Below are 23,073 nucleotides of genomic sequence, written 5' to 3'. Positions count from 1 at the left end.
GCTTGCGGGCGGCGGGGCTCGAACCCGCACGGCCTTGCGGCCGAGGGTTTTTAAGACCCTTCCGTCTACCATTCCGGCACGCCCGCGTGGCCCGCTTATGCCATGCGATGCGGCACCACTCCAGACGGCTTCAGCGCGCGCCGATCAATCGGCGGCGCAGCTTGCCGGAGAGCCAGTCGATCGCCGCCACCATCAGCACCATCAGGATGATGATGAAGGCCACCTCGTCCCAATGGCGCACCCGGATCCGCTCGGCGATCTGCAGGCCGATTCCGCCCGCGCCCACCACGCCCAGGATGGTGGCCGAGCGCGTGTTGCTCTCGAAGAAATAGAGCGCGTGGCCCAGCATGACGGGCGCCACCTGCGGCAGCAGGCCGAAGCGGATGATGAGCGTGGGCGAGCCGCCGGCGGCGGCGATGCCCTCCGCCTGCTTCTTCTCGGCGTTCTCGATCGCCTCGGCGTAGAGCTTGGCGAGCACGGCGATATCCGCCGTCGCGATGGCCAGCACGCCGGCGAGCGGTCCGAGGCCCACCGCGCGTACATAGGCCAGCGCCCAGATGAGCTGGTCCACGCCGCGGAAGCCATCGAAGACGCGGCGCAGCGAGAAGCGGAAAAGCGTGTTGGTCACCACGTTGCTGGCCCCCATGAAGCCGAGCGGCACGGCGATGAGGGCCGCGATGAAGGTGCCGAGGAAGGCCATGGCGAGGCTCTCCGCCAGGCCCTTCAGGATCTCCACCCATTGCTCGCCGGGCGAGGGCGGGATCATCAGCCGGGTGATGACGAAGAGCCCTTCCAGCCCGTTCAGCATCCGGCGCGGCGAGACATCGAACCACCAGAGCGTGCCGATCAGCCAGGCGAGGAAGGCGGCGCCACCCAGCCAGCGCAGCGCGCGGCCACGTGGCGAGGGGCCGAAGGCGCGCGGCAGGCGCGCCTGCCAGGCGGCGATCTCCGCCGGGGCGATGCGCAGGCCGCTCATGCCACGGCCTCGATGACGCGACGGCGGAGACGGTCGGAGAGCATGTCGATCACCATCACCGAGAGGATGATGAGGAGCAGGATGGCGCTGATCTCCTCGTAGTAGTTGAAGGAGATCACCTTGTAGAGCTCCTCGCCGATACCGCCCGCGCCGACGAAGCCGATGACGCTGGCCGAGCGGAGATTGATCTCGAAGCGCAGCAGCGCGTAGCTCAGCAGGTCGGGCAGGGCGGCGGGCAGGAGGGCGAAGCGGCAGGCCTCGCTCCAGGTGCCGCCGGCGGCGCGCACGCCATCCCAGGGCCGCATCTCGACGTTCTCCATCGCGTCCGCGAAGAGCTTGCCGAGCGCGCCCGCCGTATGCAGCGCGATGGCGAGGATGCCGGCCAGGGCGCCGACGCCGAAGGCCCAGACGAAGATCAGCGCGAAGACGATCTCGGGCACGGTGCGCGTGGCTTCGAGGAAGCGGCGCGACGCCTGGTAGGCCCAGTTGGGCGCGCCCGTGTTGCGCGCTGCGGGGAAGGCCAGCAGCAGCGCGACCACGGCGCCGGCCAGCGTGGCGAGTGCCGCCATCTGCGCCGTCTCAATGAGCAGGATCGCCCAGGCGTCGAGGCGATAGAACCAGAAGGCCAGGCTCCCCTCGGTCTCCGCGTCGGAGAAGAGCTTGTTCCACTCCAGCGCGGGCGTGATACGCGCGAAATACTCGCCGATGCGCGGCACGCCGGCAGCGAGCGAGGTGGGATAGAACTCGCTGGTCCAGGCGGCCAGCAGCAGGCAGGCGGCGAGGATCAGGAGGCCCAGCAGTGTCGTGCGGCGGCGCTGGCCGCGCAGGTCCAGGAAGGCGGCCTCCTGCGCCGCGATGGCGGGCGAGGCCATCAGGAGCGCCGCCGCCGCGCGGCGGCTTCCTCGCGCCGCATCTCGACGAAGACCTCGTAGTCGGCGTGCCGCGCCTCGCGGAAACCCGCGCCGGTGCCGCGGCCGACCTGCTCGAAGACGGCGGGGTGGGACTGGGGCAAGGCGAGGTAGAAGCGGATGATGTCCTCGCGGAATTCCGCGGGCAGGTCGGTGCGCATGGTGATGGGCCCGTTCTGGATGGGGCGCGACTGCCAGATGATCCGCACGTCGGACATGCGCAGCATGCCCTTCTCGACCATGGCGCGCATGTTGCCGCGGCTGAAGCCCTCGTTGATGTCGCCCACGCCGGAGGCCCAGGTCATCGCCGCGTCGTATTGCCGCTGCAGCATGGCGACCACCGCCTGCTCATGCCCGCCGCCGAAGCCCGTGCGGCCGAAGAACTGGCCGGGTTCGACGCCGACGCCCCCGCGGCGCAGCTCGAATCGCGGGATGAGGTAGCCGGAGGCGGAGTTGGGGTCGGCCCAGGCCAGGCTGCGGCCGCGCATCTGCTCGAGGTTCGTGATGCCGCTGTCGGCGCGGACCAGCATGACGGAGACATAGCTCGTGGAACCGTCGATCTGCTCGATGGTGAGGATGGGTTCCACGCCGCCATGGGTATCAATCCAGGCGGCGGCGTAGATGGAGGGGCCGAGGGCGGCGAACTCGATCTGCCGGGCGGAGAGCGCCTGCATGACGCCCGCATAGTCGCTGGCCGGCATGAGGCGGACGGGGACGCGAAACGTCTCCTCCAGCAGGCGGCGCAGTCCATCGAAGCGGCCGAGGCGATCAGCCTCGTTCTCGCCGCCCATGAGGCCAACGCGGATGGCTGGCACCTGTTCGGCCCAGGCGCGGCGGCCGGGCTCGGGCATGGGATGGGTGCCATCGGCGGTGCGGCGCGGGCGCCATTCGGCCGCGGACTGGGCCCGCGCGGTGACGGGCAGGGCGAGAGCGCCGCCGAACAGAGCGCGACGAGCCAGAGCAGCCGTGATCATCAAACACTCCATCAGAGATTCCGGCCGCAGAGCGCCCGGCGTTTGAGGGCCGCTTAACTCCTCCGCCGCCGCTCGGCCGCTTCCTCGCGGCGCATGTCCACCAGGAACTGGAACTGCGCATGCGTCACTTCGCGATAGCCCGTGCCGCCGCCGCGCTCGATCTGCTGGTAGACCGTCGGGTGCGTCTTCGGCAGCGCCAGGTGGAAGTTCACGATGTCGTCACGGAAGGCGCGCGGCAGGTTGGTGCGCATGGTGATCGGGCCGTTGATGATGGGCTCGCTCTGCCAGATGATGCGCAGGTCGCGCATGTTCAGCATGCCCTTGTCCACCATCGCGCGCAGGTTGCCGCGGGTGAAGCCCTCATTCACATCGCCCTGGCCCGAGGCCCAGGTGACGGCCGCGTCGAACTGCCGCTGCAGCACGGCGACGACGGCCTGCTCATGCCCGCCGCCGAAGCCGGTGCGCGAGAAATACTGGCCGCTCTCCACGCCGATGCCCTGGCGGCGCAGCGCGAAGCGCGGCACCAGGTAGCCGGAGGTGGAATTGGCATCCGCCCAGGCCAGGGTGCGGCCGCGCATCTGCTCGAGATTGGTGATGCCGCTATCGGCGCGCGTCACCATGACCGCGATATAGCTGATGGAGCCGTCGCGCTCCTCCGCCACCAGCACCGGCTCCACGCCGCCATTGGTGTCGATCCAGGTGCCGGCATAGACGGAGGGGCCCATGGCCGCGAACTCGATCTGCCCGGCGGAGAAGGCCTGCAGCACGCCGGCATAGTCGCTGGCGGCGAAGAGGCGGACCGGGACCTGGAAGGTCTCCTGCAGCAGCGCCTGGTAGGCGCCGAAGCGGCCCATGCGGTCGGCCTCGTTCTCGCCGCCCAGCAGGCCGATGCGGATCTGCGGGACCTGCGCGGCCCAGGCGCGGCGGCCGGCCTCGGGCATGGTCACATCGGCGTCCAGCGTGCGGCGCATGCGCTGGCCGGCGGCGGCCTCGGGCGCCATGGTCGCGGGGGCGGCGCGCTGCGCGGTGGCGAGCTGCGGCGCGAGGCTGGCGCCCAGCGCCAGCGCGCCGAGGTAGCGGCGGTTCATCATCGGGGATTTCTCCTTCGGGTGTGGGTCAGGCCAGCGCCACCTGCGGCGCGAAGCCGGGGGCGGGCGTGGCGTTCACGGCGGCGGCGGCCTCGGCCTGGAACTCGGCCTCGGTGATGCCGTAGATCTGCGTGATGCGTGCGGCATCGAGCTCGGCCGGCGCGCCGTCGAAGACGACGCGGCCCTGCTGCATCGCGATGACGCGGGTGCAGTATTCGCGCGCGGTGTCGAGGTGATGCAGGTTGACCAGGACGGTCAGCCCCTCGCGCCGGTTCACTTCGGCCAGCGCGTCCATCACGGTGCGCGCGTTGCGCGGATCGAGGCTCGCGATGGGCTCGTCGGCCAGGATGAGGCGCGGCTGCTGCATCAGCGCCCGGCAGATGGCGACCCGCTGCTGCTGCCCGCCCGAGAGCGTGTCGGCGCGTTGCAGCGCGGTGGAAAGCAGGTCGAAGCGTTCCAGCGCGGCCAGCGCCATCGCGCGCTCGGCCGGCGAGAACTGGCAGAAGAGCGAGCCGAGGTGTGCCATAACGCCATGGTGATGGTTGAGGCGGCCGATCAGCACGTTGGTGAGCACATCCAGGCGCTGCACCAGGTTGAACTGCTGGAAGATCATGGCGCAGCCGGTCCGCCAGTCGCGAAGCGCCCGGCCCTTGAGCGCGGTCACGTCGCGCCCCTCGAAGCGGATGCGGCCCTCGGAGGGCTCGGCCAGGCGGTTGATGAGGCGGAGCAGGGTGGATTTGCCCGCGCCGGAACGGCCGATCACGCCCACCATCTGCCCTGCCGGGACGGTCAGGCTCACGCCGTCCACCGCCTTCACACTGCCGAAGCGCCGTGTCAGACCCTCGATCTCAAGCATGCCCGCATCCCATCTGCCGGGGCGCGGCTTAGTGGGTGTATGTTGCATCCGGATGACGCTTGGGCGAAGCCAATGTGACGCTCGTCTGATTGAGAAGAAAACGGAGGAACCCCATGCCTGCACGCCGCGCCTTGCTCGCCACGCCCGCCCTGATCGCCCTGCCGGCCCGGGCGCGGGAGGCCTTCCCCAGCCGCGCGCTGGCCGTCGCCTCCGGCTATGCGCCGGGTGGCGTGACCGATGTGACGAGTCGCGCGGTCGCCGAACGCATGGCGCGGGAGCTGGGCGTGCCGGTGGTGATCGAGAACCGCGTGGGCGCGGCGACGGCTGTGGCCAACACCCATGTCGCGCAGGCGCGGCCCGATGGCTACACGCTGCTGATGGGCACCTCCACCCTCGCCATCAACCCGGCGCTGCAGCCCAACCTCACGCCGCGCGAGCCGATGCGCGAGCTGGTGCCCGTCGGCATGGTGTTCCGCACCGCCTTCGCGCTGCATGTGAACCCCGCCGTGCCGGCGCGCACGACGGAGGAGTTCATCGCCTATTGCCGCGCCAATCCGGGCCGCGTGAATTTCGGGTCGAGCGGCACGGGGGCGGTGAACCACCTGGCGCAGGCGCTGCTTGTGGCGCGCACCGGCATCGACGTGGTGCATGTGCCCTTCCGCGGTGGCGCGCCCGCGCTGATCGAACTGCGCGCCGGCCGCATCCAGGCGATGTTCCAGGCTCTGCTGGAGGCGCTGCCCACGATGCGCGAGGGAGCCACGCGCGGCCTCGCCATCTCGTCGCGCGAGCGCAACGCCCTGGTGCCGGACCTGCCGCCCGTGGCCGATGCCGTGCCGGGCTTCGAGGCGGTGTTCTGGCAGGCGCTCTTCGCCCCCGCCGGCACGCCCGCGCCGGTGCTGGAGCGCCTCGGCGCCGCCCTGCGCGCGGCGACGGAAGACCCCGCGCTCCGCGCCCGCATGGCCGAGCAGGGGGTGGACATCGTCACCGGCGATGCGGCATCCGTGCGTGACCTGCTGGCGCGGGAGACGACGATGTGGGGCGATCTGATCCGCGGCGCCAATATTCGACCGGAGTGAAGATGATGCGGCTGTTCCAGCTTGGTTGCCTGCTCCTGCTCGGCGCCTGCGCCAATGTGGACACCTCGCCTGGTTCTTCGGGCGTGCCGGACATGCCCTTCGGCCCGGCGAGCTTCCAGCGCGGCTACCAGACCACCTCGGGGCAGATCGTGCTGGACCGGGAGCTGACGCCGAACGACCCGCGCCGCTTCGACCTGCCGCCCTCCAACGCGCCGCGCCCCTTCAGCGCGCCCGCCGCCGGAGACCCGCGCCGCCTGGGCTGGTAGCCCCCGCCACCATGGACGGCGCGGCCCCGCCTGCGCCAGGATGCTCCCAGAAGAACCACCAGGGAGGATCACCATGCTCGGCCTGATGCAGGAGCACCCGCTCCTCGTCTCCTCGATCCTGCGCCATGCGGCGCGGCACCATGAGGGTGCCAAGATCGTCTCGGTGGACCCGGAGGGCGCGGCGACGCGCGGCAGCTGGCCCGAGCTGGAGCACGGCGCCAAGCGCCTGGCCCAGGCGCTGGCCCGCCTCGGCGTGAAGCGGGGCGACCGCGTGGCGACGATGAGCTGGAATTCGCGCGCGCATCTGGAGGTCTATTACGCCGTCTCCGGCATGGGGGCCGTGCTGCACACGGTGAACCCGCGCCTCTTCGCCGACCAGATCGCCTATATCCTCGCCGATGCCGGGGATGTCGTGGTCTTCGTGGACCCCTCCGTCCTGCCCGCCCTCACCGCCGTCGCCGATCGCCTGCCGCCCGCGCTGCGCGCCGTGGTGCTGATGGGCCCCGCCCCCAAGCCCGACCTGCCGGTGCCGGTGCTGGACCAGGCCGCGCTGATCGCCGCCGAGGATGGCGACTATGCCTGGCCGCTGCTGGAGGAACGCGCCGCCTCCTCGCTCTGCTACACCTCGGGCACCACGGGCATGCCCAAGGGCGTGCTCTACTCGCACCGCTCGACGGTGCTGCACGCCATGTCCGCCATCCAGCCCGATGTCTTCGCGCTCGCGGCGCGGGATGTCGTGATGCCGGTGGTGCCGATGTTCCACGTCAACGCCTGGTCCATCCCCTATGCCTCGGCCATGGTGGGCTGCTCCCTCGTGCTGCCGGGCCCGAAGCTGGACCCGGCCAGCCTGTTCAAGCTCTTCGAGGAGGAGCGCGTCACCTTCTCGGCCGGGGTGCCGACCATCTGGACCATGCTGCTGGCCTGGCTGCGCGCCGACGCCTCGCGCAAATTCACCGCGCCGCCGCGTCTGGTGGTGGGCGGCACGGCGCTGCCGGTCGCCATCACCGGGGGCTTCCTGCGCGAATACGGCGTCCCCATCCTGCATGCCTGGGGCATGACGGAATTGAGCCCGCTGGGCGCGCTCAATTCCCGCAAGGCGGAGACGGCGGAATGGGACGAGGATCGCTGGCTGGCCTATAGCCGCAAGCAGGGTCGGCCGCCCTTCGGCGTGGATTTCCGCATCCTCGACAGCGCGGGCCAGCCCATCGCGAAGGACGAGGTGGCCTTCGGCGAGCTGGAGGTGCAGGGCCACTGGGTCGCCGCCAGCTACTTCAACCATCCGGATGACCCGGCCTTCAGCGCGGATGGCTGGTTTTCGACCGGCGATGTCGTGACGGAAGATGCGCTCGGCGCCGTCGAGATCGTGGACCGCGCGAAGGATGTCATCAAATCCGGCGGCGAATGGATCAGCTCCATCACGCTGGAGAACCTGGCCCTCGCGCACCCGGATGTCGCACTCGCCGCGGCCATCGGCGTGCATCATCCGAAATGGGATGAACGGCCGCTGCTGCTGGTGGTGAGGAAGCCCGGCACGAACCCGACGCCCGAGAGCATCCTCGGCGTGCTGGAGGGCAAGATCGCCAAATGGTGGATGCCCGATCGCGTGGAATTCGTGGAGACGCTGCCCATGACAGCCACCGGCAAGCTCTGGAAGGCGGAGCTGAAGCGCCAGTTCAAGGATTACGCGCTGGAGGGCTGAGGCCCGCCTTGCGGAGCAGGTTGCCGCTTTTCTGTCCAGGCGGTGGTGTGCCCGCCGTGAAATGATTGCGAAAATCGTCTTGCGCGCTGCCGCCGCCGCTGGTCGCATGCGCCGTCCAAAAACCCGGAGGGACTTCATGAGGTTCACGCTCAAGACCATGGGGCTCGGCATCGCCGCAACCCTCATGGCGCTTCCCGCCATCGCGCAGCAGGCACCGCTCAAGACGCTGCGCATCGCCATGACCGCGGCGGATGTGCCGACCACCACGGGCATGCCGAATAACGGCTTCGAGGGCATGCGCTTCCTCGGCTACCCGGTCTTCGAAGGCCTCGTGCTCTGGGATCTCTCCAGCGCCGACCGCCCCGCCGGGCTGCGCCCCGGCCTCGCGGAATCCTGGCGCCAGGACCCGAACGACCCGCAGACCTGGCTCTTCACCCTGCGCGAGGGCGTGCGCTTCCATGACGGCACGCCCTTCAACGCCGATGCGGTGATCTGGAACCTCGAGCGCTACTTCAACAACCAGTCGCCGCAATTCGAGGCGCAGGGCAGCGCCATCACCCGCGCGCGCATCCCCATCATGGAGAGCTACCGCAAGGTGGATGAGCGGACGATCGCCTTCCGCACCAACCGCGTCGCCTCCTACTTCCCCTATATGGCGGTCTATATCCTCTTCACCTCGCCCAAGAGCTTCGAGGATGGCGGGCGGGACTGGGCGCGCGTGGCGGCCCTGCCGCCGGCCGGGACCGGGCCCTTCCGCCTCAGCCGCTTCGTGCCGCGCACCTCGGCCGAGCTCTCCAAGAACGACCAGTACTGGGACCGCAACCGCATCCCGCGCCTGGATCGCGTGCTGCTGCTGCCCATGCCCGAAGCGACGACGCGCCTGGCCGCGCTGCGCTCCGGCCAGGTGGACTGGATCGAGGTGCCGCCGCCGGACGCCATCCCCTCGCTGCGGACGGCGGGCTTCAACATCACCACGGGCAGCTACCCGCATGTCTGGCCCTGGTTCTTCCAGATGGGCGGCGAGACGCCCTTCCGGGACGTGCGTGTGCGCCAGGGCCTGAACTACTGTGTGGACCGCGCGGGCCTCGTTCAGCTGCTGAACGGCACGGCGGAGCCGAGCGTGGGCTGGCTCAAGCCCAATGACCCGAATTTCGGCACACCGCAGCACCGCTACAGCTTCGACCCCGCGCGCGGCCGCGCCTTGCTGGCCGAGGCGGGCTTCAACGCGCAGCGTCCGCTGAGCTTCAAGGTGATGATCTCCACCTCGGGCTCCGGCCAGATGCTGCCGCTGCCGATGAACGAGTTCCTGCAGCAGAACCTGCGCCAGGCCTGCGGCGTGAACGTCACCTTCGAGGTGACGGAGTGGAACACGCTGCTGCAGGCCACGCGCAGCTCGCCCGGCGCCCCGGTGCTGGCGGGTTCGCTCGCGCTCAACCCCTCCTCGCCCTCCAGCGACCCGAGCGTGATGGCGCGCTACTTCCTGCAGGCTTTCGTGCCGCCCAACGGCTTCAACTGGCCGCAATTCAACGACCCGGAGTTCGAGACGGCCTTCGCGGCGCTGGAACGCGCGACGAATGAGAGCGAGTTCAACGCGGCCTATGCCCGGGCGCATACGCGGATCGTGGACAACCCGCCCTGGCTCTTCATCGTGCATGACCTGAATCCGCGCGCCATGCATCGCCGCGTGCGCGGCTTCACCAGCGCGCAATCCTGGTTCCAGGATCTTGTCCCCGTGGACATCCAGTAACCGCCCGGATTGGCGCTGAGTTTGTGAGCTGGGTTCATCCTCCGGTGGCGAAGCCACCGGAGGGCCACGGGGGGCGGATCGCGGGGGCGGTCCGCCCCTCTGGCTTTGGGGGTGCTATGCCCATCGGGGGTTTTCGCGGATCATGGGCGGGTTGTTCTGGAGGAAACCCCGATGATCGTTGACCTGCGCATCTACACCTGCCTGCCGAACCGCATGGCGGATTTCGTGAAGCTCTATGAGGAGAAGGCCTGGCCGCTCCAGCTCAAATACCTGGAGAATTGCCTGGGCTGGTACACCACCATCGAGGGCGAGCTGAACACCGTCGTCCATCTCTGGGGCTACAAGGACCAGGGCGACCGCGAGCAGCGCCGTGCCGCCATGGCGGCGGACCCGGCCTGGGGCGCCTATCTGAAGGCGGCGGCCGAGGGCGGCATGCTGATCAAGATGGAGAACCGCATCGTGAAGGAAGCGCCGCACTTCACGGCCTTCAAGGCGAAGAAGGGCTGAGCCCTCTTCGCGGTCACGCAAAGGTCGAGGGGGGCTCGCGCCCCCCTCTTCTCGTTCAGACCCGGAGCGTGCCGGCCATCGCCGCGCCGTAGCGCGCCGCGATCTTGTCCCAGTTCAGGATGTTCCACCAGTTCGAGACATATTCGTTCCGGCGGTTCTGGTAGCGCAGGTAATAGGCGTGCTCCCACACGTCATTGCCCATCAGCACGCGCTGGCCATCCATCAGCGGATTGTCCTGGTTCGGCCGCGTGGTGATGGCGAGCGCGCCCGATGGCGTCACCGTCACGAAGGCCCAGCCCGAGCCGAAGACGCCCATGCTGGCGGCGTTGAAGCGGTTGCGGAACTCCGTCATCCCGCCGAGGTCGCGGTTGATCGCGGCCAGCAGGTCGCCCGTCGGCTCGCCGCCGCGGCCGCCCATGATCTCCCAGAACATGGTGTGGTTGGCATGGCCGCCGCCATTGTTGCGGATGGCGCCGCGCACCGCCTCCGGCACGCGGGAGAGGTTCATCAGCAGCTCGTCGAGCTGCATGGCGGCGAAGGCATCCTGCCCCACCAGCGCGCGGTTCAGGTTGGCGACCTGCGCGCCATGGTGGAAGCGCCAGTGCAGCTCCATGGTGCGGGCATCAATGGCGGCCTCATTGGCGTCGAAGCCATAGGGCAGGGGGGCCAGGGTGAAGGGGCCGGTCGGTGCGGGCGCCGGGGCTGCGGCGGGTGCCTGGGCCTGGGCGCGGCCGGTGATGGCGAAGGCGCCGAGCGCGGCCGCGCCGAGCATAAGGCCGCGGCGATGGATGAAGGCCATGGGGTGTTCCTCCTTGGAATGCAGTGCGCCCAAACTGATGCCATGGAGGCCATTCCGCAAGGTTTTCGAGGGTGGACAGGGGCCAGCCCCCGCGCTACCGCCGCAGGACGCTGATTGAGGAAGCACCATGAGCGAAGCGAGCCTGATCCTGAACCGCGAGGGCCATGCCGGCACCATCCTGATGAACCGCCCCAAGGCGCTGAACGCGCTGGACCTCGGCATGATCCGGGACTTCGCCGCCGCCATCGCGCAATGGAAGGATGACGCTTCGGTGAAGCTCGTCCTGCTCGAGGGCGCGGGCGGGCGGGCCTTCTGCGCCGGCGGCGATGTGCGCGCCGTGCGCGAGGCCGCCATCGCCGGGAACCGGGCGCCGGTCGAGGCCTTCTTCACCGAGGAATATGCGGTGAATGAGGGCATCGCGCTGTTCCCGAAGCCCTGGGTCTCGCTGATCGACGGGGTCTGCATGGGCGGCGGCATCGGCCTCGCCATCCACAACGGCCCGCGCGTGGTGAGCGAGCATGCCCTGCTGGCCATGCCTGAGACGGCCATCGCGCTCTTCCCCGATGTCGGCACCAGCCACATCCTGCCCAAGCTGCCGGGCAAGCTCGGCACCTGGCTGGCGCTGACCGGCGCGCGGCTCTCGGGGGCTGATTGCGTGCATGCGGGCCTCGCCACCCATTACGTGCTGCGGGAAAACTTCCCGGCGCTGCGCGCGGCACTGGTCGAGACCGGCGATGCCGGCGTGATCGAGCGTTTCGCGGCCCCGCTGCCGGAGGCGAGTTTCGCGCCGCACCGCGCGTTGATCGACGAGGCCTTCGCGGCCGACAGCGTGCTCGGCATCATCGCCGTGCTGGAGAAGGCGGGCGGCGAATGGGCCGAGGCGCAGGTGAAGATCCTCCGCCGCATGTCCCCCACCAGCCTCAGCGTCTCGCTCGAACTGCTCAAGCGCGGTGCGGGCATGAGCCTGCGCCAGTGCCTGGACGAGGAACTGAAGCTGACGCGCACGGTGGTGCATGACCACCCGGATTTCCGCGAGGGCGTGCGCAGCGTGCTGGTGGACAAGGATGGCAAGCCGGCCTGGACGCCCGCCACGCTGGAGACGGTGGACCCGGCCGCGGTGCTCAAGCTCTTCAGCTGAGCCGGACGCTTCCCGCCAGCACCAGCACCACGCCGGCGACAACCATCAGGGCGCCGGCCACATCCTTCGCCTTCAGCCGCTCGCTCAGGAAGAAGCGGCTGAAGAGCAGGGTGAAGAGGATCTCCACCTGGCCCACCGCGCGCACCAGCGCGACCGGCGCCAGGGCGAAGCCCATGAACCAGCAGCAGGAGCCGGCGGCCGAGAGCGCGCCGACCTTCGCGCTGTCCCGCCAGCTGCGGAACACGGCCATGATCTGCGCGGGTTCACGCAGCAACAGCCAGCCGCCCTGCATCATCGTCTGCATCACATTGGTGACGACCACGGAGAAGAGCGCCTTCAGCAGCGGGTCCGCGCCCGGCAGCTCCATGTTCGCCTTGCGCACGCAGATGGAGGTGAAGGCGAAGCAGAAGCCCGCGCCGATGCCGCAGAGCGCCGCCGGCTGCAGCGTCGCCCGCCAGAGGTCGCCCGGCCGCATGCCGCGCCCGGCGAGCGAGAGATACATCACGCCGAAGACGCTGACGCCGATGCCGAGCCAGGAGAGCAGGGGCAGCACCTCGCCCAGGATGATGACGGCGATGATGGAGGCCTGCACCGCCTCGGTCTTGGAATAGGCGGTGCCGACCGCGAAGCCGCGCGGCCCGAAGGAGGCGATGAGCAGGTTGGTGCCGAAGATCTGCGTGATGCCGGCCAGCGCGCAGAGCAGGAGGAAGTACGGTGTCGGCATGCCGAAGCTGCCGCCGAAGATCAGCCAATAGGCGCTGAGGATCATCAGGCCGAAGGGCACGCCGTAGAGGTATCGCACCACGGCGGCGCCGTTCAGCGACAATTGCCCGCGCAGGCGCTGTTGCAGGGCGGTGCGCCAAGTCTGGAACAGCGCGGCGGTGACGGTGATGGCGACCCAGAGCGGCAAGCGCGGAACCTCTCTCGATCAGATCGCCAGGGCTGGAATCAGTCCTGGCGTCGATCTGCTCGGCGAATTTTCCGGGAGAGCTTACCTAACGCCGCGTGCGCCGCCAGCCCGGCTCCTCGACGGTGAGATGCGCGAGGCCCGAGCGCCGCAGCATCTGCGCCGTCTCGGCCGCCGCCGCCGCCACGATCTCCGCCTCGTCCAGATGGGCCAGGTGGCGGCCTTCCATCAGCAGCTCGCCGCCCACCACCACGTCGCGCACATCGGCCGCCGTCGCATAGCAGACGACGCGCCAGACCGGCATGTTGGCCGGCACCATGTGCGGCGCGGTGAGGTCCACGGTGATGAGGTCGGCGCGCTTGCCCTCTTCCAGGCTGCCGATCTCGCGCTCCATGCCGAGTGCGGCGGCGGCATCCACCGTGATCATCTCCAGCGCGCGGCCGGGCGGGATCAGGCTGTCGTCGCGCGCGGCGCGCTGGGCATAGCGCATCGCCTCGAAGGCGTGGCGGAACATGTCGCCGCTGCGGTCGGGCGCCGTGCCGTCGCTCGCCACCGCCACGTTCACCCCTGCGTCGAGCAGCTTCACCACCGGGCAGAAGCCGCGCACGGCGGCGACGGCCATGGGATTGTGGATCACATGCGCGCCGGTCCGCGCGAGCGTCGCGATATCCTCGTCGGAGAGGTCGGTGCAGTGGGAGAGGAAGGCGTCCGGGCCCAGCAGGCCGAACATCGCATCGGCCATGACGATGCTGTCGGTGCGGTGGCCATCCTGGTGGAAGCGCGCCTTGAAGCGGGCGCCCAGCTCGCGCACGGCGCGGCCCTGGGCCTTGATCTCGGCGACCTTGGTCGCGTCATGCGTCGCCTCGCGATAGACGGGCATGAAGGTGCAGAGCCGCATGCGGCCACGGTCATGCACGCGCTCGAACAGGAGCCCCATGGTCTCCAGCATGTCCTCGAAGCGGATGGCGCGCTTGCTGCCATCCTCCATGACGTAGTCATGCGGGAAGGGCGGGCGGCGCGGGCCGACGGCCATGACGTCGCGGATGCCGATCTCGGCGATGGCGCGCGCCCGGGCCTCGCCGGCTGCGGGCGTGTCGAGGCGCATGATGCAGTCGCCGCCGCCGAGCACGGAGACGCCGGTGGTCACACCCGCCTTCAGCCGCTCCAGCCCCGCGAGCCGCGCCTCGGCGAACCAGAATTCGGCGGGCGAGGCGCTGCTGTAGATGACGCGGCAGGCCTCGCTCCATTCGGGGCCGCCATTGCCCATGGTCTTCACCAGGCCGTGCCCGGCATGGGCGTGGGTGTCGATGAGGCCGGGCAGCACGGCCTTGCCCCTGGCATCCAGCACGCGGGCAGGGTCGGGGAAGCGGGCGGCGATCTCGGCCGCCGGGCCCACGCCCATGATCCGCCCGCCGCGCAGGGCGACGGCGCCGTCGGGGATGACGCGGCGTTCGGCATCGAGCGTGATGACGATGCCGCCGGTGACGAGAAGGTCCGTCATGCCCGCTCAGGAGACATCGATCTGCAACCCTTCGCGCTGGATCACGCCGCGCCACTTGGTGATCTCGGCCTGCACGAATTTCGAGAAATCCTCCGGGCTGCCGGGCATCGGCACGCCGCCCATCTGGGCGAAGCGGGCCTTCGTCTCCTCGGTGTTCAGCAGCGCGTTGATCTCGGCATTCAGCGTGCGCAGCGCCGCGGGCGGGATGCCGGCGGCGGCGAACATGCCGAACCAGGTGCTGACATCGTAATTCGCCAGCTCCGGCATGGTCTCGCGCAGGGCGGGCAGCTCGGGCATCTGGGCGCTGCGGTCGGCGCTGGTGACGGCGAGCGCGCGCACCTGGCCGGCGCGGATCTGCTGCACCGAGGTGGTGAGGTTGTCGAAGCTGAACTGCACATTGCCGGCGATCAGGTCGATCATCAGCGGGCCGGCGCCGCGGAAGGGCACATGCGTGGCCTCGGTGCCGGTGAGCTGGTTGAACCAGACACCGGAGAGATGCGGCGATTGGCCCACGCCGGAGGAGCCATAGGCGAGGCGCCCCGGATTGCGCTTCAGATGCGCCACGAATTCCGGGACGGTGGTCGCCGGGATGCTCGGGTGCACCAGCAGCACATTGGGCCCGCGGATCATGTTGCCGACCGGCTGCAGCTGCTCGGGCCGGTATTGCAGGTTCCGGAACAGCGAATAGGCGATGGATTGCGGGCCGATATTGCCCGAGAGCAGGGTAAGCCCGTCGGCCGGCGCGCGCAGCACCTCCAGCGTGCCGATCGTGCCGCCGCCGCCCGAGCGGTTCTCCACCACGACGGGCGTGCCGAAGCGCGCCTGGAGATGAGGCGAGAGCATGCGGGCCATGATGTCCGTGGTGCCGGCCGGCGCGGCGGGTACCACGATCCGCATCTGCTGGCCCGGGCGCCAATCGGCCTGGGCCCTGGCGGAAGAGAGGATGGCCGGGGCTGACAGGAGCGCGCCCGGCAGGGCGAGGGCGGCGCGGCGGGTGATGGTCATGGACGGTCCTCCTTTATAATTGCCCGAAGCCTCGCCGCATTCGCGGCCGAAGGGAAGGGCAGAAACGGAGGGCGGGCGCGCAGCCGCGCGCGCCCGGCGTTCAAGGGCGGAGAGACCCTACAAGGTCATCCGGCCGCAAGGCGGCCGGCGCCGCCCAACTGACCTGCTGCCCCGGCGCACCCGCGCCGCGGCGAAGCCAAGGCGGCGGAGCCGCCGCCCGGCGTCTGAGGGCTTAAATCAATGATGCTTCCAGATGACCTGCTCGGGATGCGCGTCGGTCGGGTTGGCCTCGATCATATCCCCGTTCATCACCGAGCGGCCGGTGAAGGCCAGGATGAAGCCCCAGTGCGAGACGACCAGCGTATGCGCCCAGTCGTCCAGTGCGGCCATCTCGGCGCGGAACAGGCGGGCGCGGGCTTCCACCTGCTCGGCCGGCTCCTCGATGGCGGGCCACCAGATCTCCTCGATCGCGTGGAACCCCACCTCCGGCCAGTCGGCGCGGAGCCGGCTGATGGGCGAGCCGACATCGCAGGTGAAGGCGTAGCGCTCCCGCACCGTGGGGGTGACGGTGAGCGGCAGGCCGAGCGCGCGGGCCACCGGGGCCGCCGTCTCCAGCGCGCGGGTATAGGGCGAGACGATGATGCGGCGGATGTCGCGCGCCGCCAGCGCCTCGGCCGCGCGGGCCGCCTGTTCGTGGCCGAGGGGGGTGAGCCTGGGGTCCACGATGCCCGGGTCGCGCCGGGTCGCCGTGAAATGCAGGTTGAACTCGGATTGACCGTGGCGCAGGAAGATCATGTCATGCTGGGTAGCGGGCGGCCGGATGGGCCGCAAGCGGGATGATCCGGCCCAGATCCGTGACGCAATATCCGGACGGGACCGTTGCGGCTGGTCCATGCCATCACTAAGTAGAAGGGCCACTGGAGGTCCCAATGCAGGGCGGTTTTCCGATTGATCTGATTCTCTTCGCCATGGTCGCGGCCTTCCTGGTCCTGCGCCTGCGCAGCGTACTGGGCAAGCGGCAAGGCTTCGAGCGGCCGCCGCAGGCTGAGGGCATGCCCGATGCGCGGGCCGCCCGGATCGAGGGCGTGGCCGATCCGGTGACGCCCGCCCGCGGCAGTGGCGCCCGCCGCAACCTGCCCAGCCCGCACAGCCCGGCCGGCACGGCGCTGACGCAGATCGTGGCGATGGATCCGAGCTTCTCGCCCAATGGCTTCCTGGATGGCGCCGAGGGTGCCTTCCGCATGATCGTCGCCGCCTTCGCCCAGGGCGACCGGCAGACGCTGCGCGCGCTTCTCTCGGATGAGACCTATTCCGGCTTCGAACAGGCCGTGGCCAGCCGCGAGACGGCGGGCGAAGCCCAGCGCACCGAGATCCGCTCCATGCATGAAATGGCGCTGGAGGGCGCGGAACTGCGTGGTACCATCGCCGATGTCACGGTCCGCTTCGTCTCCGACCAGGTGAACATGACCACCGCCCGCGGCGGTGAGATCGTGGCCGGGTCCGATGCCATCACGGAAGTGATTGATATCTGGACCTTCCAGCGCGACCTGACCGCCAAGGACCCGACCTGGAAGCTCACCGCCACGCGCAGCGGTTGATCCGCGCCGCGCATGGCCGCCCCGCGCCCGGGTGATTTCCGGGCGGGGCGAAGGTCGCTAGGCTCCCCTTCATGTCAAAGCCCCGCATCGCCCTCTTCGTCACCTGCCTGGTGGATCTCCACCGGCCCTCCGTCGGCTTCGCGGCCATCAAGCTGCTGGAGGATGCGGGCTGCGAGGTGGTGGTGCCCCTCGCCCAGACCTGCTGCGGCCAGCCCGCCTTCAACTCGGGCGACCGCGCGAGCGCGCAGGAGATCGCGCGCCAGGTGATCGCGGCCTTCCTGCCTTATGATTATGTGGTGGCGCCCTCCGGTTCCTGCGCCGGGATGATCAGCCACCATTACCCGAGCCTCTTCGCCGAGCATGACCCGGAGGCGCGTGGCCAGGCCGAGGCGTTGGCGGCCAAGACGCATGAGCTGACCTCCTTCCTCACGGATGTGCTGAAGGTCACGCATGTCGAGGCGACTTATGACGGCACGGTCACCTATCATGATTCCTGCTCCGGCCTGCGGGAGCTGGGCGTGAAGGCCCAGCCGCGCCGCCTGCTGGAGAGCGTGCAGGGCCTGGGCCTGACCGAGATGGCCGATGCCGAGATCTGCTGCGGTTTCGGCGGGACCTTCTGCGTCAAGTATCCCGAGATCTCGACCCGCATGGTGAGCGACAAGGTGGCCAACATCACCGCGACGGGCGCGGACACGCTGCTGGCGGGTGATCTTGGCTGTCTGCTCAACATGGCCGGGCGCCTGAAGCGCGAGGGCAGCCCGATCCGCGTGCGCCACGTGGCCGAGGTGCTGGCCGGGGTGACAGAGGCGCCGCCCATCGGCGACGCGTCGTGACGGTGCTGCCCGAGGTCCAGGCCCACGGCTTTGCCCGGCTGCAGCCGGTGGCGACGCAGGCGCTGCTGGCGGCTTCCGAGTCAGCGCTGCGCGATTTCGCCGAGAGCTGGAACCGGCTGGAGATGGACGGCTTCATGGCCGATGGCGGGCGCTACCGCCGCCGACGGCTCGCCAATTTCCTGGCCCTGCCGGGCGAGGCCGGGCATCGCCGCGGGCTGCACCGGCCGCATTTCCAGGCCTCGGTCCACAACAAGCTCAATGGCGGCGTGGATCGCTGGTTCGCGCCCGTCGAGGACGGGGTGGCCCTGAACCCGGTCTGCACCGGGCTGCTCGATCTCGGGCGCTCGGTGGCGGATGGGCTTCACCCGGGCACGCCCTGGTTCGTCGAGATGCACCAGTTCCGGGTCGAGGCTGCTCCTGGCGCGCCCGGCCTGCCGACACCCGAGGGGGTGCATCATGACGGGGTGGACGTGGTGTTGATCGCCATGCTGGCCCGCACCAACCTCAAGGGTGGCGAGACGCTGGTGACGGATGACGCCGGCGCCGAGCATGCCCGCTTCACCCTGGAAGGGTTGCTCGATCTCGCCGTGCTGGATGACCGGCGGGTGATGCATGGGGTGACGCCGGTGGAGCCGGTCGAGCCCGCGCTCCCCTCCAGCCGGGACGTGCTCGTCCTCACCTGGAAGCGCGTCACGCGCTAAAAAATTTTTCCTCTGATGTGTCATGTTGCCTGGGATGCTCTCGCATCCAGGCGCCGCCCTTCGCCATGGGGGCTTGCGATCTCGGCCCAGGGCTGGCCTGCCAGAGCGCGGATTCGTTGCGATTTCGAGGATATGGACTGTCAGATATTTATTACAAACGGAGTGTCCACGTTTCCGAGTTCTCAACTCGCAATTGCGTGGAGTTCATCATACTCCCACCTCTGGGCAGGAAAACCGGGCGCAATCTCCCTTTGCCGCCATGCGACCCGCGAGGGCCTTCGCTAGCGGCATCAGGCGGAGGCTATTTCCCGGCAAGCCGAAGCCAGACTGGTCCCTCGCGGGCCACGGGCCGGTTGGACAACCAACCGGCCCGTTTCTTTTGCCCGGTTCCCTTTTCGGCAGGCTGAGCCCATGCTCCCGCGAAACGGGAGGGGTTCGCACATGCCACACGACCGCTCGGCGCGATGACGCTGGACGACCTGGCCCAGGCATTGGCCGCGCCCGGCCAGCCCGGCGTCGGCCTCGCCGCCATGGATGCGGCGCTGGCGAGCCTGGTCGGCCACCGCCTCTTCACCGTGCTGGTGCTGGACGAATCCCGCACCCAGAACCGGCGCTACCACTCCAGCCGCCCGGTGGAATATCCGGTGGGGGGCTACAAGCCGGTCCAGCGTGGCAGCGACTATTACCGCCGCGTGGTCGAGGCGGGCGAGGTGCGCTTCTGCCACAACCGCGAGGACATCATCCGTGCCTTCCCGGATCATGAGCTGATCCTCTCGCTCGGCTGCGAATCCTGCGTGAACGTGCCCATTCGCTGGAACGGCCACACATTGGGCGCGCTCAACCTGCTGCACGGCGCGGGGCATTATTCCGAGGCGCAGCTGCCCATGCTGCGGCTGGTCGCGGCGCTCGCCGTCGCGCCCCTGCAATGGATTCAGGACGGGCCGGAGAGCTGATCCGCCCCGGCCCCTCGCGCGCGGCTCAGTAGCAGCCCGGCGCAGAGCCGAAGCGCTGCGGGCCCTGCGGCAGCAGGCAGGGGCCGATGCCCGCGATGTTCACGCGCCCGCGCAGGCCGAGATCCTCGGCACTCGCCGCCGTCGCCTGCCAGAAGGTGGAGGGGCAGCTGCCGCCGATGGCCACCAGCGCGCCCGGCGTCTGCAGCGGGAAGGGGAAATCGGCGCCCGTGTGATAGACGACCAGACAGCTTGAGATGGAGACATCGGGCCGCACCTCGAAGGCGGGGCCGCGGAAGGGGCCCATCGCGCGGCCCGAGGCATCGAGCGGCGAGCCGGGCGAGCCCGCGGGCAGGGACGCCCCCGGCGGCTCGGCCGCGCAAGCGGCCAGCAGGGCAAGCGACAGGCCGAACACGGCCAGGGATGACTTCCTCACTCCAGTTCTCCTTCTTCTTGTTTCACGTGGGCGCCAGGGCTTCCAGCGCGTCACCGACGGCGACGCGCCCGCCCTCCAGCACCTCGGCCTGCACGCCGAGATCGGCATGGCCGAAATTCTCGCGCAGCACCCGGGGCGGCTTCGCGTCACGCACGGCTGTTTCGGGGTTCACCTCGGTGGCGGGGCAGCGGACGATGCGCTTCCAGACGCGCAGCTTCGCCTGGCCGAGCTGGATTTCCTGCCCCATCAGGTCGAAATCGCCCCATTCCTTGCCGCCCGAGACATAGATGTTCGCGCGGAAGCGGATCGGGTCGAGCCGCATGCCGGCCGCGCGCTCGAGCGCATGCAGGCTGGCGAGCGAGATGATGGAGACCGATTTCTGCGGGATGTCGGTGAAGTTGTAGCCCGGCGCCTCGACGAAGCGGAGCCGGCCCCGCGCCTCCGCGGCCATGAAGCGCGTCATCCACTCCTCGGCCGCGGCGCGGCCTGACTCGGTGTGGATATTGGCGATGAAGGGCTCGCCCTCGCTCGGGCGGATCACCCAGTCGCCGCTATGCGGGTCATAGGCGGTGTGCAGCTTGGCCAGGCGGGCATTGGCCATGAGGCAGGCGAAGTTGGTCTTGCGCATCCAGACGGGCGCGGCCGTGTCGAAGCCGGAATCCGCCTGGGCGAGCGCGAAGCGCCGGTCATGCGGCAGGCATTCGCCGGGAGTGAGGGTCACCTCCTCCAGCGCCTCGGCGGAGAAGCCCTTCACCGGGTAGCGGTAGATGTGTTCGACGCGCATGGCTCAGCTCCCGATTGCCCTTGAATCCCAGGCTCGCGCGTTCCCACAATATGGGCAAGGCGGTGCTGCCCGATCGGGGGCGCCGCCGGATCTGTCGCCTCAAGGAGGGACTCAAATGGATATCGAAAAGTTTACCGAGCGCGCCCGGGGATTCATCCAGGCCGCCCAGACCATCGCGATTCGTGAATACCACCAGCAACTTACGCCCGGGCATCTGCTCAAGGCGCTGCTCGATGACGAGCAGGGCGCGGCCGCCGGCCTGATCGCCGCGGCGGGCGGCGACGCCAATGCCGTGCGCGGCGCCATCGAGGCCGAGCTGCGGAAAATCCCCGCCGTCCAGGGTGCCGGCGCCGGCCAGGCGCCGCAGCTGACGGCCGAGCTGGTGCGCGCGCTCGACGCCGCGCAGCAGGCCGCGAGCAAGGCGGGCGACGCCTATGTGGCGCAGGACCGCATGCTGCTGGGCCTCGCCATCGCCGACAGCGCCGCCTCGCGCGCGCTCAAGGCCGGCCGCATCACGCCCGATGCGCTGGAGGAGGCCATCACGCGGCTGCGCAAGGGCCGCAAGGTGGATGCGCCGGCCGCGGAGGACAGCTTCGACGCGCTGAAGAAATACGCCCGCGACCTGACCGAGGCCGCGCGCACCGGCAAGCTCGACCCCGTGATCGGCCGGGACGAGGAGATCCGCCGCGCCATCCAGGTGCTGGCGCGCCGCACCAAGAACAACCCGGTGCTGATCGGCGAGCCCGGCGTGGGCAAGACCGCGATCGTGGAAGGGTTGGCGCTGCGCATCGCCAAGGGCGACGTGCCCGAGGCGCTGAAGGACAAGCGCGTGATGTCGGTGGACCTCGGCGCCATGGTCGCCGGCGCCAAGTATCGCGGCGAGTTCGAGGAGCGGCTGAAGGGCCTGCTGAAGGAGGTCGAGGAGGCGGCGGGCCAGGTCATCCTCTTCATCGACGAGCTGCACACGCTGATCGGCGCGGGTAAGGCGGATGGCGCGATGGATGCGTCCAACCTGCTGAAGCCGGCGCTGGCGCGCGGCGAGCTGCACTGCATCGGCGCCACCACGCTCGACGAATACCGCAAGCACATCGAGAAGGACGCGGCCCTCGCACGCCGCTTCCAGCCGGTGATGGTGGGCGAGCCGAGTGTGGCGGACACCGTCAGCATCCTGCGCGGCATCTGCGAGAAGTATGAGCTGCATCACGGCGTACGCATCACCGATGGCGCGCTGGTGGCCGCCGCCACGCTCAGCAACCGCTACATCACCGACCGCTTCCTGCCCGACAAGGCGATCGATCTGGTGGATGAGGCGGCGTCGCGCCTGCGCATGCAGGTGGACAGCAAGCCGGAGGAGCTGGACGAGCTGGATCGCCGCCTGCTCCAGCTCAAGATCGAGCGCGAGGCGCTGAAGCGCGAGGAGGACGCGGCCTCGAAGGAGCGGCTGGTCAAACTGGAGGCGGAGCTCTCGGAACTCGCCGAGAGGAGTGCCGCCATGACCGCGACCTGGGAGGCCGAGAAGGGCGCCGTGGTCGAGAGCCAGAAGCTGAAGGAGCAGCTGGACCAGGCCCGCACCGAGCAGGAGCTGGCCGAGCGCCGCGGCGACCTGAACAAGGCGGCGGAGCTGCGCTACGGCACCATCCCGACGCTGGAGAAGCAGATCGCGGAGGCCGGCGGTGGTGGCGCGCGCCTGGTGAACGAGGCGGTGACCGAGGAGGGCATCGCGCAGGTCGTCAGCCGCTGGACCGGCATCCCGGTCGAGAAGATGCTGGAAGGCGAGCGCGCCAAGCTCCTGCGGATGGAGGAGGAGCTGCGCCGCCGCGTCGTGGGGCAGGAGGAGGCGCTGGAGGCCGTCGCCAAGGCGGTGCGCCGCGCGCGGGCCGGGTTGCAGGACCCGAATCGGCCCATCGGCAGCTTCCTCTTCCTGGGCCCGACTGGCGTGGGCAAGACGGAGCTGGTGAAAGCCACGGCCTCGTTCCTGTTCGACGATGACCGCGCCATGACGCGAATCGACATGAGCGAGTTCATGGAGAAGCACGCGGTCGCGCGGCTGATCGGCGCGCCCCCGGGCTATGTCGGCTACGAGGAGGGCGGCACGCTGACCGAGGCGGTTCGCCGCCGGCCTTATCAGGTCATCCTCTTCGACGAGGTCGAGAAGGCGCATGAGGATGTGTTCAACATCCTGCTCCAGGTGCTGGACGACGGGCGGCTCACGGATGGCCAGGGGCGGACGGTGGATTTCCGCAACTGCATCATCGTGCTGACCAGCAATCTCGGCTCCCAGGCGATTTCGGAACTGCCGGACGGGGCGGAGGTGGAGCATGCGC

At 69.7% G+C, this 23,073-nt stretch carries 23 protein-coding genes and 1 tRNA gene (1 of these 24 running past the window's edge); 11 read left to right on the top strand and 13 right to left on the bottom strand.

Annotated elements, in window-relative coordinates:
• Window positions 1–3: 3 nt before the first annotated feature.
• From ACQ860_RS11305 to phnC, 6 genes are all read right to left on the bottom strand, one after another.
• Window positions 4–86: transfer RNA gene (locus tag ACQ860_RS11305), tRNA-Leu, on the bottom strand.
• 44 nt (window positions 87–130) lie between these two features.
• The gene (phnE, locus tag ACQ860_RS11300; RefSeq protein ID WP_431303460.1) at window positions 131–976 is read right to left on the bottom strand and encodes a phosphonate ABC transporter, permease protein PhnE; all 846 of its coding nucleotides are present in this window, start codon (window positions 974–976) and stop codon (window positions 131–133) included.
• Window positions 973–1,848 (bottom strand): phosphonate ABC transporter, permease protein PhnE, encoded by an 876-nt coding sequence (gene phnE / locus ACQ860_RS11295; RefSeq protein WP_431303459.1) that lies wholly within the window; start codon window positions 1,846–1,848, stop codon window positions 973–975. The genes phnE (ACQ860_RS11300) and phnE (ACQ860_RS11295) overlap by 4 nt, the downstream gene beginning before the upstream one ends.
• Entirely contained in the window at window positions 1,848–2,858 is a 1,011-nt protein-coding gene (gene phnD, locus ACQ860_RS11290; RefSeq protein ID WP_431303458.1) for a phosphate/phosphite/phosphonate ABC transporter substrate-binding protein, read from the bottom strand. The genes phnE (ACQ860_RS11295) and phnD (ACQ860_RS11290) overlap by 1 nt, the downstream gene beginning before the upstream one ends.
• Window positions 2,859–2,911: 53 nt before the next feature.
• Window positions 2,912–3,949: a phosphate/phosphite/phosphonate ABC transporter substrate-binding protein gene (gene phnD, locus ACQ860_RS11285; protein WP_431303457.1), complete on the bottom strand. Its 1,038-nt coding sequence runs from the start codon at window positions 3,947–3,949 to the stop codon at window positions 2,912–2,914.
• A 25-nt stretch (window positions 3,950–3,974) separates the two neighbouring features.
• Entirely contained in the window at window positions 3,975–4,802 is an 828-nt protein-coding gene (phnC, locus tag ACQ860_RS11280; RefSeq protein ID WP_431303456.1) for a phosphonate ABC transporter ATP-binding protein, read from the bottom strand.
• Between the two features lie 113 nt (window positions 4,803–4,915).
• Between phnC and ACQ860_RS11275 the strand changes: the two genes are divergently transcribed.
• The 5 genes from ACQ860_RS11275 to ACQ860_RS11255 all read left to right on the top strand — a co-directional run bounded on the left by ACQ860_RS11275 (window position 4,916) and on the right by ACQ860_RS11255 (window position 10,097).
• Window positions 4,916–5,878, top strand: coding sequence for a Bug family tripartite tricarboxylate transporter substrate binding protein (locus ACQ860_RS11275; RefSeq protein ID WP_431303455.1), 963 nt, complete (start codon window positions 4,916–4,918; stop codon window positions 5,876–5,878).
• Between the two features lie 2 nt (window positions 5,879–5,880).
• Complete coding sequence (locus ACQ860_RS11270) at window positions 5,881–6,144, top strand: hypothetical protein (protein ID WP_431303454.1); 264 nt, start codon at window positions 5,881–5,883, stop codon at window positions 6,142–6,144.
• A gap of 73 nt (window positions 6,145–6,217) precedes the next feature.
• Window positions 6,218–7,843, top strand: coding sequence for a long-chain-fatty-acid--CoA ligase (locus ACQ860_RS11265; protein ID WP_431303453.1), 1,626 nt, complete (start codon window positions 6,218–6,220; stop codon window positions 7,841–7,843).
• A 136-nt stretch (window positions 7,844–7,979) separates the two neighbouring features.
• Complete coding sequence (locus ACQ860_RS11260) at window positions 7,980–9,590, top strand: ABC transporter substrate-binding protein (protein WP_431303452.1); 1,611 nt, start codon at window positions 7,980–7,982, stop codon at window positions 9,588–9,590.
• A gap of 171 nt (window positions 9,591–9,761) precedes the next feature.
• Complete coding sequence (locus tag ACQ860_RS11255) at window positions 9,762–10,097, top strand: NIPSNAP family protein (protein ID WP_318649923.1); 336 nt, start codon at window positions 9,762–9,764, stop codon at window positions 10,095–10,097.
• A gap of 55 nt (window positions 10,098–10,152) precedes the next feature.
• Here the strand turns inward: ACQ860_RS11255 and ACQ860_RS11250 are convergent, their stop codons facing one another.
• Window positions 10,153–10,896, bottom strand: a complete 744-nt coding sequence (locus tag ACQ860_RS11250) for a superoxide dismutase (protein ID WP_431303451.1) — start codon at window positions 10,894–10,896, stop codon at window positions 10,153–10,155.
• Between the two features lie 127 nt (window positions 10,897–11,023).
• Between ACQ860_RS11250 and ACQ860_RS11245 the strand changes: the two genes are divergently transcribed.
• Window positions 11,024–12,034 carry an enoyl-CoA hydratase/isomerase family protein gene (locus ACQ860_RS11245; protein ID WP_431303450.1) on the top strand — a complete coding sequence of 337 codons (1,011 nt, stop codon included), beginning with the start codon at window positions 11,024–11,026 and terminating at the stop codon, window positions 12,032–12,034.
• Here the strand turns inward: ACQ860_RS11245 and ACQ860_RS11240 are convergent.
• From ACQ860_RS11240 to ACQ860_RS11225, 4 genes are all read right to left on the bottom strand, one after another.
• Window positions 12,027–12,944: an EamA family transporter gene (locus ACQ860_RS11240; protein ID WP_431303449.1), complete on the bottom strand. Its 918-nt coding sequence runs from the start codon at window positions 12,942–12,944 to the stop codon at window positions 12,027–12,029. The genes ACQ860_RS11245 and ACQ860_RS11240 overlap by 8 nt on opposite strands.
• Window positions 12,945–13,029: 85 nt before the next feature.
• Window positions 13,030–14,442: an amidohydrolase family protein gene (locus ACQ860_RS11235; protein ID WP_431303448.1), complete on the bottom strand. Its 1,413-nt coding sequence runs from the start codon at window positions 14,440–14,442 to the stop codon at window positions 13,030–13,032.
• A 6-nt stretch (window positions 14,443–14,448) separates the two neighbouring features.
• A complete protein-coding gene (locus tag ACQ860_RS11230) occupies window positions 14,449–15,447 on the bottom strand; it encodes a Bug family tripartite tricarboxylate transporter substrate binding protein (RefSeq protein WP_431303447.1) in 999 nt (332 codons plus the stop codon).
• A gap of 237 nt (window positions 15,448–15,684) precedes the next feature.
• Window positions 15,685–16,242, bottom strand: coding sequence for a histidine phosphatase family protein (locus ACQ860_RS11225; RefSeq protein ID WP_431303446.1), 558 nt, complete (start codon window positions 16,240–16,242; stop codon window positions 15,685–15,687).
• A 134-nt stretch (window positions 16,243–16,376) separates the two neighbouring features.
• On the opposite strand from ACQ860_RS11225, the gene ACQ860_RS11220 reads away from it, so the two are divergent.
• The 4 genes from ACQ860_RS11220 to ACQ860_RS11205 all read left to right on the top strand — a co-directional run bounded on the left by ACQ860_RS11220 (window position 16,377) and on the right by ACQ860_RS11205 (window position 19,532).
• Entirely contained in the window at window positions 16,377–17,045 is a 669-nt protein-coding gene (locus tag ACQ860_RS11220) for a Tim44/TimA family putative adaptor protein (protein WP_431303445.1), read from the top strand.
• Window positions 17,046–17,116: 71 nt separating this feature from the next.
• Window positions 17,117–17,878, top strand: a complete 762-nt coding sequence (locus ACQ860_RS11215; RefSeq protein ID WP_431303444.1) for a (Fe-S)-binding protein — start codon at window positions 17,117–17,119, stop codon at window positions 17,876–17,878.
• Complete coding sequence (locus ACQ860_RS11210) at window positions 17,875–18,579, top strand: 2OG-Fe dioxygenase family protein (RefSeq protein WP_431303443.1); 705 nt, start codon at window positions 17,875–17,877, stop codon at window positions 18,577–18,579. The genes ACQ860_RS11215 and ACQ860_RS11210 overlap by 4 nt, the downstream gene beginning before the upstream one ends.
• 464 nt (window positions 18,580–19,043) lie before the next feature.
• On the top strand, window positions 19,044–19,532 hold the full coding sequence (locus ACQ860_RS11205; RefSeq protein ID WP_431303442.1) for a GAF domain-containing protein: 489 nt from the start codon (window positions 19,044–19,046) through the stop codon (window positions 19,530–19,532).
• 25 nt (window positions 19,533–19,557) lie between these two features.
• On the opposite strand, the gene ACQ860_RS11200 is transcribed toward ACQ860_RS11205, so the two are convergent.
• Both ACQ860_RS11200 and ACQ860_RS11195 read right to left on the bottom strand, forming a co-directional pair.
• Window positions 19,558–19,965: a hypothetical protein gene (locus ACQ860_RS11200; protein ID WP_431303441.1), complete on the bottom strand. Its 408-nt coding sequence runs from the start codon at window positions 19,963–19,965 to the stop codon at window positions 19,558–19,560.
• Window positions 19,966–19,987: 22 nt separating this feature from the next.
• A complete protein-coding gene (locus tag ACQ860_RS11195) occupies window positions 19,988–20,749 on the bottom strand; it encodes an MOSC domain-containing protein (RefSeq protein WP_431303440.1) in 762 nt (253 codons plus the stop codon).
• A gap of 115 nt (window positions 20,750–20,864) precedes the next feature.
• On the opposite strand from ACQ860_RS11195, the gene clpB reads away from it, so the two are divergent.
• Window positions 20,865–23,073: the 5' portion of an ATP-dependent chaperone ClpB gene (gene clpB / locus ACQ860_RS11190; protein ID WP_431303439.1), read on the top strand. 380 nt of this gene lie beyond the right edge of the window; only the first 2,209 of its 2,589 coding nucleotides appear in the window; it begins with the start codon at window positions 20,865–20,867; the stop codon falls past the right edge of the window.

The organism is Sediminicoccus sp. BL-A-41-H5 (genome assembly GCF_050632405.1).
GTDB lineage: Bacteria > Pseudomonadota > Alphaproteobacteria > Acetobacterales > Acetobacteraceae > Roseococcus.
Note: the sequence above shows the minus strand (reverse complement) of the source record. Positions and strands in the feature narration are given on the sequence as shown.